Here is a 16,454-nt window from a genome sequence, read left to right as displayed (position 1 = left end):
CCCAGGTCGATATTTTTAAGGGTTCATCACATAGGCGTTCTTGCGGAGGTAGAACCACCAGTTGATTGCGATACAGACGCCATAGAAGACGGCGAAGCCGTAAAGGGCATATTCCGGCGTCGTCAACTTGATCTGTTCCCCGAAAACCTGGGGAATGATGAAGGCGCCGTAGGCCGCAATCGCCGATGTCCAGCCAAGAACCGGCCCCGCCTGCTCCTTGTCGAAAACAATTGCGATGGTGCGGAAGGTCGATCCGTTACCGATGCCGGTTGCGGCAAACAGAACAAGGAACAGGATCAGGAACGGGAAGAAGTAGGCTTCGGGCGTCGTTGATCCGTAGGCCGCGCTCATGAAATAGGCGACGCCGAGGGCGGACAGGACCATCACGACACTGATGATTTGCGTCACCAGCGCGCCACCGAACCGGTCGGCGAGCTTGCCCCCGACGGGCCGGATAAGGGCACCGATAAACGGTCCCATCCAGGCATAGGTAAGCGCGCTCGGCCCATTCGGATTGGCGACATCATGGGTCATGACCCCGTCCACCATGCCATGCTGGAAGCCGAATATGACCTTGATGGCCAGCGGCAGCGCCGCGGAAAAGCCGATAAAACTCCCGAAGGTCATGGTGTAGATGACAGTCATGGCCCAGGTATGCTTGTTCCTGAAAATCTTGAACTGCCGTTTCAGGTTTGTCTGGATCGTGCCGGGGATCAGCCGCAGCAGCATCAGCGTGAGCACAATCACGATGGGCAGCACCAGCCATTTGGAGAGCTCCAAGCCGGATCCGCCCGCATCGCTAGGCAACAGCAGCCATAATCCGAATACCGACGTCACCAATCCAACGAGCAACATGCCGCCGATTTTCAGGAATGAGCCAAAGGCGGAACTCGCGTCCGGAGAGACATGCTCATCGCGGATATTGTTCATCCCGAACCATACGACGACGGCCAGCGGAATGAGGAAAATCAGCCAGACGAAACCGGCATTCTGTATGTAGGTCTCCGTGCCAGCGGGGATTTTGCCGATCAATGTACCAGAGGACGCCTGCAGGACCATCGGCTCGCCGCCGAACATGGCGAATGTCATCACCAACGGCACAAGTATTTGCATGGTGGTAACGCCGAAGTTTCCGATGCCGGCATTCATGCCGAGGGCATAGCCCTGAATTTTCTTCGGATAAAAGAAGCTGATATTGGACATGGAGGAGGCGAAATTACCGCCGCCGAGACCGCTCAGCAGGGCCATGAGCTGGAACTGCCAGAGGGGTGAGTTGATATCCTGAAGCAGGATTCCGGCGCCGAGGGCGGGAATGATCAAAAGAACGGTCGTAAAAAAGGTCGTATACCGTCCGCCACCAATCCGGATGAAGAATGAGCTGGGAATACGCAAAGTCGCCCCGGACAGGCCCGCAATTGCGGTCAATGTGAAGAGCTGGCTCTGGGTGAAGGGGAAACCCAGGTTCATCATCTGCACGCTGATAATGCCCCAGTAAAGCCAGACGGCAAATCCGCAGAGCAGCGCCGGGATCGATATCCACAGGTTGCGGGTGGCGATGGATTTCCCGTCGGTGGCCCATTGAACCGGATCGTCCGGATTCCATCCCCGCAAATCGCGCAGGCTCTCGAATTCCGGCAAATCGTGCGGCCTGCGCAAATCCGGAACCCGCTTTCCTTCCAGCCTGCGGACGGTGAAATGCATCCAGGTCAGGGCGATCCCGATGAGGATGGTCAGCAGCATGAAGCAGCTGGTCCAGACGCCGGTGACGTCATTCATGAAGCCGAAGGAAATGGGCAGCACAAAGCCGCCAAGTCCGCCGATCAGGCCGACGATACCGCCGACCGAGCCGACATGTCCCGGGTAATAGGTCGGGATATGCTTGTAGACGGCGGCCTTCCCCAAGGACATGAAAAATCCGAGAATGATGGTCAGGCCGACAAACAGCCAGAGCGGAATGGTGATATTGAAACTGATCGGCCCGTCAATCCCCGCCACCGTATAATCTGTCGAGGGGTATGAGAGAATGAAGGTACAGGCGACACTGGCGATGAACGTCCAGTACATCACCGTTCGGGCGCCCAGTTTATCGGATATCCATCCGCCCAGGGCGCGAAAAATCGATCCCGGTAACGCATAGGCCGCGGCCAGCAGACCGGCTGTTTTCAGGTCCAGGCCATAGGCGCCGACATAATAGCGCGGCAGCCAGAGCGCCAGCGCGACGAAGGCACCGAAGACGAAGAAATAATATAGCGAGAACCGCCAGACCTGGAGATTTTTCAAAGGATCCAGCTGCGCCAGGAAGGAGGTGTGTTTTTGCCCCGCCTTTTTACGCGCGGCGACATCGGGATCCTCCTTCGTGAACAGGAAGAACAGCACGGCGGCAATTGCCATCACGACGGCGTAAATCTGCGCGACGCCCTGCCATTGCCCGCCGACTAGGATCAGCAGGAACGGCGCGCCGAAATTGGTCACCGCCGCCCCGACATTGCCCATGCCGAAGATGCCGAGCGCCGTCCCCTGCCTCTCTTTCGGATACCATTTCGCGACATAGGCGACGCCGACCGCGAAACTGCCGCCCGCAAGTCCGACGCCAAGCGCCGCAACGAGAAACATTTCATAGGTAGTGACCAGCGTCAGCAGGTAGGCGGCGAAAGCCGTCAGCAGCATTTGCAGCGTATAAACGATACGTCCGCCATACTGGTCGGTCCAGATACCGAGAAAGATGCGGCTGATGGACCCGGTCAATATGGGGGTCGCCACCAGGATGCCGAACTGCGTGTCCGACAGGCCCAGTTCCGATTTGATCCGGATGCCGATAATTGAAAAGATCGTCCAGACCGCAAAGCAGACGGTGAAGGACAATGTACTGGCCGCCAAGGCTCTGTTCTGGTCAGCGGTTGAGATGCCGTTGCTATTCATACCTTTAACCCTCTCGACTGACTAGCTATTGCAAATGCTACAATTCCCGGAGAAATTGAGCGTAATCCCGCGCGGCGGAACTTGATTCTAATCAAGGGAAATCGGGTTTTCGGCAGAAACAAGGCCTGCGAAAACAAATGCCGGAGGCGTAATCTGGATATGTTAAATGTCGCGCTGAAATGAATGGATATGCCGATCAAAGTTGGCTAATATCGTTCTTGATATTTATCAATTGGAGGTCCAATGCGATCTGCTGATTTACCGGAAGTGCGGTCACTTCACCTTTTTCAAACCATGAAAGAGGAAACATTCGATTCGATCGTCAAGGCGGCCTATTTCCAGACCTTCCCGGATCATGTGGTACTGATTGAGGAAGGCGAACCGGCCGACTTCCTGTATGTCGTCATTGAAGGTCGCGTTGAATTGTTCGCCCATGCAAACGGCCGGGAAACCTCACTCGCCATGGTCTCCCCCATCGGCACCTTTATACTCGCCGCCGTTTTGAAGGATGCGCCTTACCTCATGTCGGCACGGACGTGCCAGCGATCCCGCATATTGATGATCCCGGCGGAGGATCTGCGCGCCGCGGTTGATCAGGACAAGGCCTTTGCCGCCGCCATCATCCGGGAGCTTGCGAGTTGCTACCGGGCGGTCGTCAAGGATCATAAGAGCCTGAAGCTGCGGACCGGCGTGGAGCGGCTGGCGAACCGGCTGCTGCGCTACCACCACGATCAGGGCGGCAACGGGTCGCTGTCGCTTCCCTATGACAAGCGGACACTGGCGTCGCTTCTCGGGATGACGCCGGAAAATCTCTCACGGGCCTTCAATACGCTGAAACCCTATGGGGTGACGGTCGATGGCGGGACGGTCCGCCTTCATGACCTTGTCGCATTGGAAACCCTAGCGAAGCCGAATAGCCTGATCGACGACCGGCGGATTTGAATATTATGCCGCCGGTCGGTTGGGCTGGCTTTGACGTAACGTGAGGTAGGTGGTCGCCGCAATGATCATGCCGCCGCCGATCCAGGTATAGAGCCCCGGTATCTCGCCAAAGGCAAGAAAGGCGATGACCGCGATCCAGATCAGGCGTGTAAACTCGATGGGCAGAACGACCTGCGCCTCGCCTTCCTTCAACGCATTCGCCATGGACAGCTGTCCGAGGCCGCCGAGAATCCCGATCACGACCAGCCAGCCGAGATCATACAGCGTCGGGGTCGTCCAGACGAAAAGCGCCGGGATCAGGATGATCGGCGCCATGGTCAGCGACATATAGGCGGTGATCGTCTCCGCCGACTCCGTCTTGGCGAGATCCTTGATGATGATGATACAGGCCGCCCAGCCGAACGCAGCGCCGAGCGTGACGATGCTCTCGATCCCGATGTCGGCAAACCCCGGACGCACGATGACGATCATACCTGCGAACCCGAACAGGATTGCCGACCAGCGCTTGAGACCGACCCGTTCACGAAAAATCAGCACGGCGAGGACGATGGCAAAGAGGGTCGCCGTAAAGCCGAGCGCCGTGATCCGCGCCAGCGGCCCGATGGAGAGCGCATAGAAAAATCCCAGCATGCAGCCCGCGTTGATCAGCCCGCGCAGCCACAACATGGGAAGCCGCTTGGTCTTGAGCACGCCGAAGCCCTGTTTGTAGAAAAACGGGATAATGGCCACGAGCCCGAAAATCAGCCGGAAAAAAGCCACCTCGAACGGATGCATATTTTGCGAGATATGCCGGACAGATGCATGCATTCCCGACATGACGATCGTAAACAGGATCATCCAGAGAATGCCGTTCAGGTTATTCTTGCCGCCCGCCGCAGAGACGTCCTGGGGTGGCATCAGCGCACCGACGCGTCAGGCGGCGTCAGTTTTCTTGTGACTTGCGCCCGCTTCTCCAGCCACCAGCGTGCTTGATCCGGGACGAGATCGAAGGGTTGGTCAATGCCCAGGTCCAGCGCGGCCTGCAGCGCCCAGTTCGGGTTGTGCAGAAGCTCGCGGGCAAGGGCGATGAGATCGGCCTGCCCCGCCTGCAGGATGGCCTCCGCCTGATGCGCCTTGACGATGAGGCCGACCGCCATGGTCATGATCTCCGCCTCGCTGCGGATTTTCTCGGCATAGGGCACCTGATAGCCGTAATCGATGGCGGCGGTATTGACCGCGCCCTGGATCCCGCCCGAGGAACAGTCGATCACGTCAACGCCCTTCTCCTTCACGAGCTTGGCGAGCGCGACGCTGTTCTCGATCTCCCATCCCGCGCCATCCGCGGCGGAAAAGCGCATGAAGACAGGCTTGTTCGCCGGGAAATTGGCGCGGACGGCCTCCACCACCTCAACGGCGAAACGCATGCGGTTGGTGTCCGATCCGCCGTAGTCATCGTTGCGCTGATTGGCTTTGGGCGAGAGGAATTGATGGATCAGGAAGCCGTGCGCTGCATGGATTTCGACCATGTCGAACCCCGCCGCGTCGGCGCGCGCGGCTGCCCTGCCCCAGGCGTCAATCACGTGCGGGATTTCCTCCCGCGCGAGGGGACGCGGGATCGCCGCCGGGCTGTCGCCGACCGCGCTCGGCCCGATGGGTTGCCAGTCCTCCCAATCGGCAATGCCGGGATTCTCAAGAAGCGGCCGTCCGCCTTCCCAGGGCCGTTCGGAGCGCGCCTTGCGGCCGCTATGGCCGAGCTGGATGGCCGGCACGGAGCCGCAGGAGCGGATGAAGGACGTGATCCGCCGGAATGCCTCCGCCTGGTCGTCGCGCCACAGGCCGAGATCGCCAACGGTGCCGCAGCCGCGCCGCTCGACCTTGGTCGATTCGATGATCACCAACCCCGCGCCGCCGGCAGCGAACCGACCGGCATTCATCAGGTGCCAGTCGTTGGGCAGGCCGTCGACGGCGGAATATTGATGCATCGGCGCGACCACGACGCGGTTCTTCAGCGTCATGTCCCGGATGGAAAGCGGTGAGAAAAGTTTGCTGGTCGCCATGAAGGAAAGCTCCGGTTCTTTATTATTAATTGGTTCCTGCGTCCTAGAATACTGTTTGTCGTCAAATGATGATAGAGCCTAAACGCCGTGCTCCGGTCCGCCCCCGGTTTGCCGCGTGACTTTCCCTCTACCGGTGCTAGGATTGACGGGAGTTCAGTCAAAAAGAAAATTGGGAAGCGAACAATGACTGTCACAACGATAACGGAAAACGTCGCGAAAAGCGCACGCCATACCAGTTTTTATCTTGAGGCCGGGCCGGAGGGGGGACCGCTCGTTATTTTCGTGCATGGCTGGCCGGAACTTTCGCTGAGTTGGCGGCACCAGCTGCCCGTCCTCGCCGGTCTCGGCTTTCATGCGGTCGCGCCGGACATGCGCGGTTACGGCGGCTCCAGCCTCTATAAACGGCACAGCGACTATGCACAGCGCGAGGTCGTTGCCGACATGATCGAGCTTCTCGATCACCTCGGCCATGAAAAGGCGGTCTGGGTCGGCCATGACTGGGGCAGCCCGACGGTCTGGAATATCGCCAGCCACCATCCGGAGCGTTGCCACGCCGTCGCCAATCTATGCATTCCCTACCATACCCTTGAACGGGGGCTGGATTATTGCCTGCAGTACATCGACCGGGACCTGTATCCCGAAGAGGAGTTTCCGGCGGGACAATGGGAATATGTGCGCTTCTATGAGGAGAATTTCGACAAGGCCTGTTCGGTGTTCGACGCCAATCCCTATAATTCGGTGAAGGCGCTTTTTCGCAAGGGCAAGCCCGGCTATACCGACAGGCCGGCGCTCACCGCCTATATGCGCCAGACGAACGGCTGGTACGGCGGCGCGGATGAGGCGCCGGATATCCCGCGCGACGGGGACGTGATCACCGAGGAGGATTTGCGAGTTTACGCCGCCGCCCTTACCCGGAATGGATTTTTCGGGCCCGATTCCTATTATATGAACAATCCGGCGAATGCCGACTATGCGAAGGAGGCGGTGAACGGCGGCTATATCGATCTGCCGACCCTCTTTCTGCTTGCGGAATATGACTATACCGCCGAATGCCTGCGCTCGCCGCTGGCCGAGCCGATGAAGGAATATTGCCGAAATCTCACCATCCGCAATATCAAATGCGGCCACTGGATGGCGCAGGAAAAGCCGAGAGAGGTGAATGCCGCGCTAATCCATTGGCTGGCGACATCGGTGCCGGAGGTCTGGCCGGGCTAGTCAGCCGCCGCGGGTCAGAATATCGCCGCTTCCCGTGGCGATATGATCCATCGGGATATCATGGGGCTGCGGGAAGATCGTTGACAGTCGGCTTGCCGCATAGCCGATTCCGATGACTTTCGGGCGCGGCGACAGCGCGGCGAGCGTCCGGTCGAAATAGCCGCCGCCATAGCCGAGGCGGTAACACTCCGCGTCAAATCCGACAAGCGGCGAGATGACGACGTCGGGAATGATCTCCTCTCCGTCTGCTGGCACGGGGATCTGCCAGATACCGGGCGCCATCGCGCATCCGGGTGTCCATTCGCGAAAGATCATCGGTTGTGCCTTGACCTTCACGACGGGAAGCGCGATGCGCGCGCCGGTTTCAATCACCCGGGTCATCCAGCCGCGCATATCCGGCTCCCCCCGTATCGGCCAGTAAAGGCTGATGGTCATCCCACCCGCCGGGGAGATAATGTGATCAAGTTCTGCCGCGATCGCCGCGGCAATTGCCCGCCGCTCTTTGACGGTCAATTTGAGTCGGGCGGCAATCAGCTCGTCACGCTTCGCCTTTCGAAACCGCACGACATCGAGCGCGGTCTGCGCATCGACACCCAAATAGCCGTTGTCATCAAGCTCCAACTCATGGGCGAAACAGGGGGGCGATGAAAAACCGGTCGCGATTTTGCTCTCGTCTGACATGCATGAAGAATATCACCCAAGGAACTGATATGCCATTTCAAATGCGCCGGGGAATGATGCGAATCCGCCCTCGCCTCTCTACCCGGCAATCCGGCGGCGACTAGAGAATGCTTGAAAATTACCGCCCTTATGTTTTTTGCGCCGGACCCAGTAAAATTCGTCCGGTGACATTTACAGACGCGGTAAAAACTGCAAGAAAGAATGTTGTTGACGCCTGAGAAACCATCAAACTCCGGCCGCGCCTTGGGCGCTGTCCCCTGGGCGCCGGGACTGAAGGGAATTGAAAACTGATGTCGAAGACAACAATCGGAATTGTCGTCGGAAGTATCCGGAAAAAATCACAATCAGACCGTATCGGGAAATATATCAATGACTTGCTGGGTGAATTTGATCCGTCAATCGAGGTAGAACTGTTTCAGCTCCGTGATCTTGAAATCCCCCTCTGGCATGAGGATAAATGGGAGAGCGGCAGCGATCTGCAGACATTCTGGAAGCCGATCTCGGACCGGCTCAAATCCTGCGCCGGGTTTGTCGTGATCAGCCCCGAATGGGCCGGCATGGCCCCGCCGCATCTGAAAAACTTTCTGCTCATGTGCGATGGCGGCGAGCTTGCCCATAAGCCGGCGCTGCTGGTGACGGTCAGCTCGGGCATGGGCGGCGCCTACCCCGTCGCCGAACTGCGGATGAGCGGCTACAAGAACAATTTCCTCTGGTGGATGCCCGATCACATGATCCTGCGCCAGGTGGAGGGATTGTTCGTCAGCAACCCGCCAACGGATTTGGATAATCGCCTCCGGGCGCGGCTTCTATATGTCCTTGAATTCCTTGTGGAAACTGCGAAGGCAATGGCGCCGGTTCGCGCCAGCGTGCAGAATCTCAAACTCTACAAGAACGGAATGTAACCCCTAACGCGCGGACTTCAGTGTCTGCTTGTCGAAACCGGCAAGCTTCTTGTAGGCCGTCGCGACTTCTTCCAGTACATCCTTTGGAATACAGCTGTGCGTCTCACCGCAGGTGCCGGGGCATTGATCCTTCACCATCTGCATGACAAGCTCCGGTCCCGTCTGCCGGTTGGCGAGCGAGATCTTCGCCGTCGCCTCCCGCCGCGCATCGTCATAGGCGGTCAGCGTCGTCTCGATATCCGTCGCATTCTCCATGAGATCGGCGAAGGTCATGGCGTCCAGCACGCCCTGCGACACCCCGTTGGAGCCGTTCGGATACATGGCATGGGCGGCATCCCCCATCAGAGTCACCCGCCCGAAGGACCATTGCGGCACCGGATCGCGGTCGACCATCGGGAATTTATGGATGGAAATGGCGTTTTCGAACAGCCTGTTGATATCGAGCCAGCCGAGATTCCAGCTGGCGAAATAGGGTTTGAATTCCTCGATCAGCCCCTTCTCGTTCCAGTCCGCGCTGCGCGTAGCAAGGTCCGAGGGGATGCGCCGCTCGGCAATCCAGTTGATATAGGACGTGCCGCGTTTTGCGCTGTCGCTGCGGATCGGATAGGCGACCAGCTTGAGGTCGTTATGACCGGCCATGAACATGGAGCGGCCATCGAGAAATGGCTCCATTTCCGTCACGCCGCGCCAGAGCATCTGGCCGGAATATTTGGGCGGGCCTTCGTCGGGATAGAAAATCTGCCGAAGGCGCGAATTGATGCCGTCGGCGCCGACCAGGAAATCGCCGCGCGCCGTCCCGACGGCCTCCCCCGTTTCGCGGTCGGTGAAATGGGCGGTGACCCCGCCGCCATCCTGTTCGAAGGACTGGAAATGATGGCCGCTGACGATATTTTCCGCGCCGAGACGCTCGCGCGCGGCATTCAGCAGGATCATATGGAAATCGCCGCGATGGATGGAGAATTGGGGCACGTCATATCCCGCGTCGAGCCCGCGCGGCTCCCGCCAGATGGTCTTGCCGTCCTCGGTGTAATAGGCAAGGCTCGAGGTCTTTATGGCGACTTTCTCGAGTTCCGGCAGCAGTCCCAGCTTTTCGAGATTTTGTACCGAATGTGGCAGCAGATTGACGCCGACGCCGAGCGGCCTGATTTCCTTGACGGCCTCAAAAACGCGGACCTTGATCCCTTTTTCATGCAGCGCGAGCGCGAGGGTCAGGCCGACCAGCCCGCCGCCTGCAATCATTCCGCTGAAGGTTCCCATCTTCGTCCCTCAAAACCCGGAAACAGTGAGGCCGTCATCGACCTCGAGGATCGAGCCGGTCATGAAATCCGATCCCGATCCGGCGAGCAGAAGAAGCGCGCCGTCCAGAACCGCCGGCTCCCCGACCCGGCGGCCGGGCAGTTTCGAGATCAGGCGTTTGCCGGACTCGGTCTCCCAATAGTCGCGGTTCAGCTCGGTGACGATATAGCCCGGATTGATGCAGTTGACCTGGATTTTGTAGCGGCCCCATTCGTCGGCGAGCGCGCGGGTCATATGCTGAACGGCGGCTTTCGACATGCAATAGGTGATGCTCTGCTTGAGAACCCGCGATGCGGCGACAGAGGCGATATTGATGATCTTGCCGCCCTGGCCATGGCGGATCATGCTCTGGCCGACCGCCTGGGCGACGAAAAAGGCGCCTTTGCCGTTGGTGTCCATGACATAGTCGAAATCCTCCTCCGTCACCTCCTCGGCCCGGCATTGCGCACTTACGCCGGAATTATTGACGAGGATATTGACGGGCCCCAGTTCCGTTTCCGCGACATGCACCGCGTCATGAATGCTCGCCACATCGGTGACATCCATGCGGACCGGCAGCGCCCGCCCGTCAAAGGCAGCGATTTCCTTCGCCAGCGCCTCCAGCTTTTCCGTTCGCCGCGCCGCGATCGTCACCTTCGCCCCGGCGCGCGCGAGCGTCAGCGCAAATTGCCAGCCGAGACCGGAGGAGGCCCCGGTCACCAAGGCATGTTTTCCCTCAAGAATGTGAGGCGATGTCATCTATTTTCTCCCGATACGTTTCTTTTTGTTCTTCTGCCGTGTGGCGCCCATGATTTCCCGTCCCCGGCGTAAAATCAAGGCTCCATTTCCGCTCGCGGCAAGATATCGCGGCGGGCGCGCCGTAAACTTGCGGAAAACTCACATAATTTTAAGATTTTTCTTCCTAAACTGGCGGCCAGGAATACTGGAGACCTTGTTATGCGTTATGCCGCCAATCTTCTGGTTGTCTCGGACAGCCCGGCAAATACCATCGAACCCTGCCTCACGGAGGCCGGATATCATTGCGTGCGCCTCTCGTTCCTTGAGATGTTCGAGCAGGAATTCGGCGATCAATCGTTTGACCTGATCCTGATCGATGGCGAGAACAACACCGCCCATGTCAATGTGAAGGAAATCGCGAAAATGGCGGCGGAAAACGGCTTTCCGACGCTGCTGATCGGGCCGGCGGACATCAAATGCCGGATCCAGACGATTTCTCCCGGTTACTGCGATTTGGAACTGCGGAGCCGCGTCGGCGCGCTTATCCGCCTTGAAAATATGGAGCAGGAACTGGCGCGACGGATCGCGACGACCGAAACCTACGGGGTCGACCTGACCGGCGTAACGGCGCCGGAGCCGGATATCGGGGATGCCAATATCCTTATCGTCGGCAACAAGACGGTTGTGCTCGGCAATATTCTGCTGCGGCTCGACACTCAAACCAAAATCAATATCTGCAAAAATCCGGAAATGGCGCTCGATGATCTGCGGTCCATGAAGTTCGATGCGGTCATCCTGTCGGGCGTTGGCCATGGCGACAGCAACCTCCGTCTCTGCTACGATATCCGCGCCGACAGCCGCCTCTATAACCTGCCGGTGATCATGGTGCTGGAGAATTGCGAGAACCGGCGCGCGGCCTATATCCACGGCGTTTCCGACATTGTTCTGCACGAGCGCGAAATGGATGCCCTGGTCAATCGCGTCGGGCTGCAGATCCAACAATACCGCTACCGCTTCGCCATCCAGAAGCTGTTTCGCATCGCCAAGCCGCATCCGGTGGCCGACGGCCCGACGAACCTTTATTCCAGCGGGTTCATGCGCGCGCATCTGCCGGTGATGTTCGATCATCATGCCCGGCAGAACAAGTTCCTGAGCATCGCCTCTATCCGCATCACCAATCTCGACGAAGTGACGGAAGCGCATGGCTATCCCTCGGCGGATCAGCTGCTCCGGCAGGTTGGTTCGACCCTTGGCTTTCTTGTGCGGGGGGAGGATTTCTGCTGCCATTACGACCGCGGTCATTTCCTGATTGCCCTGCCCGGCACCCGGAGCCAGGAGGCGCTGATTGCCCTCAAGCGTGTCGAGGGTGTGCTGCGGGCAACCGAATTTTCCCTCTCGCCGCTGCCCGCGCCTGTGCGGGTGGAAACCTATGTCGGTCTTGCCGAAGTGGCGCCCGGTGATCGGATCGAGGATGTGGTCGAGCGCGGCCTGACCCTTGGCATGGGTGAAGAAAAAGCCGCCTGACCCGTCCATACCGGACCGATCGTTCCAATAAATTCTTGCCCCGTGCCCATCCCGACCCTATAGTCAGGGTATGAAAATTGATATTGTTTCCGATACTGTCTGTCCCTGGTGCTTCATCGGCAAGCGCAAGCTTGAACAGGCCCTCGCCGAGCGGCCCGATCTCGATGTCGAGATTACCTGGCATCCCTTCCAGTTGCATCCCGACATGCCGAAAGGCGGCGCGGACCGCAAGGAGTTCATCGCCCGCAAGTTCGGCAGCCATGAACGCGCCAAGGATTTATACGAGAATGTGAAGATGGCGGGTGAGACTGTCAAAATTCCCTTCCAGTTCGAAAAGATCGAACGCAGCCCCAATACCCTCGATTCCCACCGGCTGATCCGCTGGGCCTATTCCGCCGGCTGCCAGGACCGGATGGTCGAGATCCTCTTCCGCCGCTTCTTCATCGATGGCGAGGATATCGGCGATCATGCGGTGCTGATTGCCGCCGCAGAGGAGGCGGGCATGGACACGCAGCTTGTCGCTGACCTTCTAGCGAAGAATGCGGACAGCGACATCGTCAGCGAAGAGGATATGCGCGCCCGTCAGATGGGGATCTCCGGGGTTCCCTTCTTCATTCTGGACAACAAATATGCCCTGTCGGGCGCCCAGGACGCGGCGGCCTTTCTGGCGGCTTTCGATAAAATCGCGGAAGAAGTGGCAAGCGCTCCCTCCGATCCTGAATAGCTAGGCGGCCTTCGCGATCTTCGCGAGATTCTGCGCGAGCCAGAGCACCCCTTTCAACCGATCCTCCGGATGCTGCCAGCTGCGGCTGTGGACCAGCTTGTGGTCGGCGCGGAGTTTTGTTGATCCCGGCGCGCGCGAAATAAACTCGACAAGGCCGCCGGGGTTATCGAAGCGGTTCTCGCGGAAACTGAGGACCGCGCCTTTCGGCCCCGCCTCGATTTTTTCGATATTGGCCTGACGGCAGAAATACTTGATCATCATCACTTCGATCAGATGCGACACCTCGTCGGGCAGCGGGCCGAAACGGTCCACCAGCTCGATCGCGAAGGCGTTGATCTCCTCCGCGGTTTCCTGCGCGGCAATCCGCCGGTAGAGCTCCATCCGGAGGCTGAGATCGGCGACATAATGCTCCGGGATCAGGACCGAGGTGCCGATATTGATGCTCGGCGACCATTTATCCTCCGCCTCGATCGCATGGCCAAGCTCCGTTTCGCGGGCCGTTGCGACCGCCTCCTCCAGCATTTCCTGATAAAGCTCGAAGCCGACTTCCTTGATATGGCCCGACTGCTCATCGCCGAGCAGGTTCCCTGCCCCGCGAATATCCAGGTCATGGCTCGCGAGTGTGAAGCCCGCGCCCAAGGTATCGAGCGATTGCAACACGCGGAGGCGTTTCTCCGCCGCATCGGTCAGGCGCTTGCGCGGCGGCAGCGTCAGATAGGCATAGGCCCGTGTCTTCGAACGGCCGATGCGCCCCCGGATCTGGTAGAGCTGGGCCAGCCCGAACATATCCGCGCGATAGGTAATAAGTGTATTGGCGGAGGGGATATCGAGGCCGGATTCGACGATATTCGTCGCCACCAACACGTCATAGGAGCCGTCATAGAAGGCGTTCATCACACTGTCGAGCTCTTTGGCTGGAAGCTGGCCATGGGCGGTGACATATTTCACCTCCGGCACATGGTCGCGCAGGAATTCCCCGACTTCCGGAAGATCGGTGAGGCGCGGCACGACGATGAAGCTCTGCCCGCCTCGGTAATGCTCCCGCAGCAGCGCCTCGCGCAGGACGACCGGATCGAACGGCAGCACGAAGGTACGGATGGCGAGCCGGTCAACCGGTGGCGTCGCGATAATGGACAGATCGCGGATGCCGGACATGGCAAGTTGCAGCGTGCGCGGGATCGGCGTCGCCGTCAGGGTGAGTACATGCACATCGGCACGCAGTTCCTTCAGCCGTTCTTTATGCGCAACGCCGAAATGCTGTTCCTCATCGACGATGACAAGCCCGAGGTTCTTGAATTCAATGGATTTCGCGAGCAAGGCATGGGTGCCGATGACGATATCGATCTGGCCTGAGGCAAGGTCGGCCTTCGTCTGGTTCGCCTCTTTCGTGGTCACCATGCGCGAGAGCTGCGCGATACGGACGGGCAGATCGGCAAAGCGCGCGGTAAAGCCCTTGAAATGCTGGCGCGCCAGCAGCGTCGTCGGTGTGACGATGGCGACCTGCTTGCCCGCCATGGCGGCGGTGAAGGCGGCCCGGAGCGCGACTTCGGTCTTGCCGAAGCCGACATCGCCGCAGATAAGGCGGTCCATCGGCTTGCCGCTCGACATATCAGCGAGCGTATCCTCGATGGCCCTTAATTGATCCTCCGTCTCCTCAAACGGGAAATCGGCGCAGAATTCGGCGTAGAGCCCGTCCGGTGGCGCCAGTCGCTCCGCCTTGCGAAGCTGCCGGGCGGCGGCGATCTTGATGAGCTGGTCGGCCATTTCCATGACCCGTTTCTTCAGCTTCGCCTTGCGCGCCTGCCAGCCGGAACCGCCGAGCTTGTCGAGGACCGCCGCCGTATCGCTGCCGCCGTAGCGCGACAGCATCTCGATATTCTCGACCGGCAGATAGATCTTGTCGCCGCCCGCATAGAGAAGCGTCACGCAGTCATGCGGTGCGCCGGAGATTTCAATCGTCGTCAGCCCCTCATACTGGGCGATGCCGTGATCGACATGAACCACATAGTCACCCGGCGAGAGCTGAGAGGCGGCGGCGATGAAATTCTCGTGCCGGCGGGAGGATTTGCGCGGCCGCACCAGCCGGTCGCCCAGCACATCCTGCTCCCCGATGATCACGAAATCCGGCGTCTCGAAGCCCTTCTCGATGGGCAGGATCGCCAGGTTCGGAATGTTCGGGCCGCTGATATCGCGGAAATTTTCAATTTCGCGCACCGGCTCGATCCCGTGATCGGCGAGCACCGTCTTGTTGCGGCTGCGCGAACCGTTCGTGAAATAGGCAAGGATAACCTGCTTTTTCTCGCCCAGTTTCTCGATCACGTGGGATTTGAGATAGTCGTAGATATTGGCTTCGTGGCGCGCCCGTTCGGGGGCGAAGTCGCGCCCGGCGTGACCGTCGGCATCGAGTGTGGCGGCCTCCGCGGTGCCGCTTTTGAAGGGCGAGAACTGCCCGGCGGCGCGGGTCGAGAGCGCCTGATGCCATTCATCGGGATCGAGATAGAGATAACGGGGGTCGAGCGGCTTGTAATCCGCCCCACCCGACGTTGCCGCGGCCTTGCGGGTCTCGAAATAATCGATGACCGTCTCATGCCGGGCGGCGAGCGCCTCCTCCAGCCTGTGGTCGAGGAAGACGACCGCTTCGGGCAGATAGTCGAGAACCGTCGCCATCCTGTCGTGGTAGAGCGGTAGCCAGTGCTCCATGCCCGCATGGCGGCGCTTCTCGCTTACCGCCTCATAGAGTGGGTCATCCTGGGTGACGGCGCCGAATTCCTCCCGGTAGCGGGAGCGGAACAGCGGCACCGAGGTATCGTTCAGGAGAAATTCGGACGCGGCGGTGAATTCCAGTTGATCCAGCTTGCCCGTCGATCGCTGGCTGAGGGCGTCGAATTCGCGAATGCCATCGACGGAATCGCCGAACAGATCAAGCCGGACCGGGTTTTCGGCGCCGGGCGGAAAGATATCGATGAGCCCGCCGCGCACGGCGAATTCGCCCGGCTCCATCACCGTGCCGATGCGGGAAAAGCCATTGGCGATCAGATAGGCGGTCAGTTCCGCGCCATCGATCCGGTCGCCGACACGGACGCTGAGGCGGCTGTCCCTGACCATCTCGACGGGCGGCACCCGCTGCGTCGCCGCGTTCAGCGTGGTGAGAAAGATCCGTGGGGCAGAGGCCGTCTCGGTCATCCGGCCGAGGCTGGTCATCCGGTGGGCGACGATCTCCGGGTTGGGCGAGACGCGGTCATAGGGCAGGCAATCCCAGGCGGGAAAGCTGATGATCTCGATTTCGGGACCGAAAAAGGCCAGCGCGGCCTCGCTCGCGGCCATGCGCAGATCGTCGCGCAGCACGAACAGGATATCCTTGCGGCTCTCGCGGGCGAGCTGCCCGAGGAGATAGGCGTCATAGCCTTCGGGAACCGATTCAAGGCGAAAGGCGCGGCGGTCTTCCGCCAGTTCCGTTATCCGGGCGCCAAGGCGTGAGGTGCGGGTTTCGCTCATCTA

General features: G+C 59.7%; 12 protein-coding genes. 5 read left to right on the top strand and 7 right to left on the bottom strand.

Going from position 1 to position 16,454, the window contains the following annotated elements; translation table 11 throughout:
• Positions 1–15: 15 nt before the first annotated feature.
• The gene (locus GQF03_RS00975) at positions 16–2,919 is read right to left on the bottom strand and encodes a nitrate/nitrite transporter (RefSeq protein WP_161337320.1); all 2,904 of its coding nucleotides are present in this window, start codon (positions 2,917–2,919) and stop codon (positions 16–18) included.
• 243 nt (positions 2,920–3,162) lie between these two features.
• Here GQF03_RS00975 and GQF03_RS00970 point away from each other — a divergent pair, with 243 nt between their 5' ends.
• Positions 3,163–3,861: a cyclic nucleotide-binding domain-containing protein gene (locus tag GQF03_RS00970; RefSeq protein ID WP_161337319.1), complete on the top strand. Its 699-nt coding sequence runs from the start codon at positions 3,163–3,165 to the stop codon at positions 3,859–3,861.
• Between the two features lie 3 nt (positions 3,862–3,864).
• Here GQF03_RS00970 and GQF03_RS00965 read toward each other — a convergent pair whose 3' ends face one another.
• Both GQF03_RS00965 and GQF03_RS00960 read right to left on the bottom strand, forming a co-directional pair.
• Positions 3,865–4,758, bottom strand: a complete 894-nt coding sequence (locus tag GQF03_RS00965) for a DMT family transporter (protein WP_161337318.1) — start codon at positions 4,756–4,758, stop codon at positions 3,865–3,867.
• Positions 4,758–5,897 carry an NADH:flavin oxidoreductase/NADH oxidase gene (locus GQF03_RS00960; RefSeq protein ID WP_161337317.1) on the bottom strand — a complete coding sequence of 380 codons (1,140 nt, stop codon included), beginning with the start codon at positions 5,895–5,897 and terminating at the stop codon, positions 4,758–4,760. The genes GQF03_RS00965 and GQF03_RS00960 overlap by 1 nt, the downstream gene beginning before the upstream one ends.
• A gap of 183 nt (positions 5,898–6,080) precedes the next feature.
• On the opposite strand from GQF03_RS00960, the gene GQF03_RS00955 reads away from it, so the two are divergent.
• Positions 6,081–7,112 carry an alpha/beta fold hydrolase gene (locus GQF03_RS00955; protein WP_161337316.1) on the top strand — a complete coding sequence of 344 codons (1,032 nt, stop codon included), beginning with the start codon at positions 6,081–6,083 and terminating at the stop codon, positions 7,110–7,112.
• Here GQF03_RS00955 and GQF03_RS00950 read toward each other — a convergent pair whose 3' ends face one another.
• Positions 7,113–7,793: a 5-formyltetrahydrofolate cyclo-ligase gene (locus tag GQF03_RS00950; RefSeq protein ID WP_161337315.1), complete on the bottom strand. Its 681-nt coding sequence runs from the start codon at positions 7,791–7,793 to the stop codon at positions 7,113–7,115.
• Positions 7,794–8,083: 290 nt separating this feature from the next.
• Between GQF03_RS00950 and GQF03_RS00945 the strand changes: the two genes are divergently transcribed.
• Positions 8,084–8,695 (top strand): NADPH-dependent FMN reductase, encoded by a 612-nt coding sequence (locus GQF03_RS00945; RefSeq protein ID WP_161337314.1) that lies wholly within the window; start codon positions 8,084–8,086, stop codon positions 8,693–8,695.
• A 3-nt stretch (positions 8,696–8,698) separates the two neighbouring features.
• Here GQF03_RS00945 and GQF03_RS00940 read toward each other — a convergent pair whose 3' ends face one another.
• Positions 8,699–9,952 (bottom strand): flavin-dependent oxidoreductase, encoded by a 1,254-nt coding sequence (locus tag GQF03_RS00940; protein ID WP_161337313.1) that lies wholly within the window; start codon positions 9,950–9,952, stop codon positions 8,699–8,701.
• Positions 9,953–9,961: 9 nt separating this feature from the next.
• Positions 9,962–10,729, bottom strand: coding sequence for a glucose 1-dehydrogenase (locus GQF03_RS00935; RefSeq protein ID WP_161337312.1), 768 nt, complete (start codon positions 10,727–10,729; stop codon positions 9,962–9,964).
• Between the two features lie 198 nt (positions 10,730–10,927).
• On the opposite strand from GQF03_RS00935, the gene GQF03_RS00930 reads away from it, so the two are divergent.
• Both GQF03_RS00930 and GQF03_RS00925 read left to right on the top strand, forming a co-directional pair.
• Positions 10,928–12,232: a diguanylate cyclase domain-containing protein gene (locus tag GQF03_RS00930; protein ID WP_161337311.1), complete on the top strand. Its 1,305-nt coding sequence runs from the start codon at positions 10,928–10,930 to the stop codon at positions 12,230–12,232.
• A gap of 70 nt (positions 12,233–12,302) precedes the next feature.
• Positions 12,303–12,956 carry a DsbA family oxidoreductase gene (locus GQF03_RS00925; protein WP_161337310.1) on the top strand — a complete coding sequence of 218 codons (654 nt, stop codon included), beginning with the start codon at positions 12,303–12,305 and terminating at the stop codon, positions 12,954–12,956.
• Here the strand turns inward: GQF03_RS00925 and mfd are convergent, their stop codons facing one another.
• Positions 12,957–16,451, bottom strand: coding sequence for a transcription-repair coupling factor (gene mfd, locus GQF03_RS00920; RefSeq protein WP_161337309.1), 3,495 nt, complete (start codon positions 16,449–16,451; stop codon positions 12,957–12,959).
• Between the last annotated feature and the right edge of the window lie 3 nt (positions 16,452–16,454).

It is taken from the genome of Sneathiella chungangensis (assembly GCF_009882935.1).
GTDB classification, from domain to species: Bacteria; Pseudomonadota; Alphaproteobacteria; order Sneathiellales; family Sneathiellaceae; genus Sneathiella; species Sneathiella chungangensis.
This window is presented reverse-complemented; position numbering and strand designations above follow the sequence as displayed.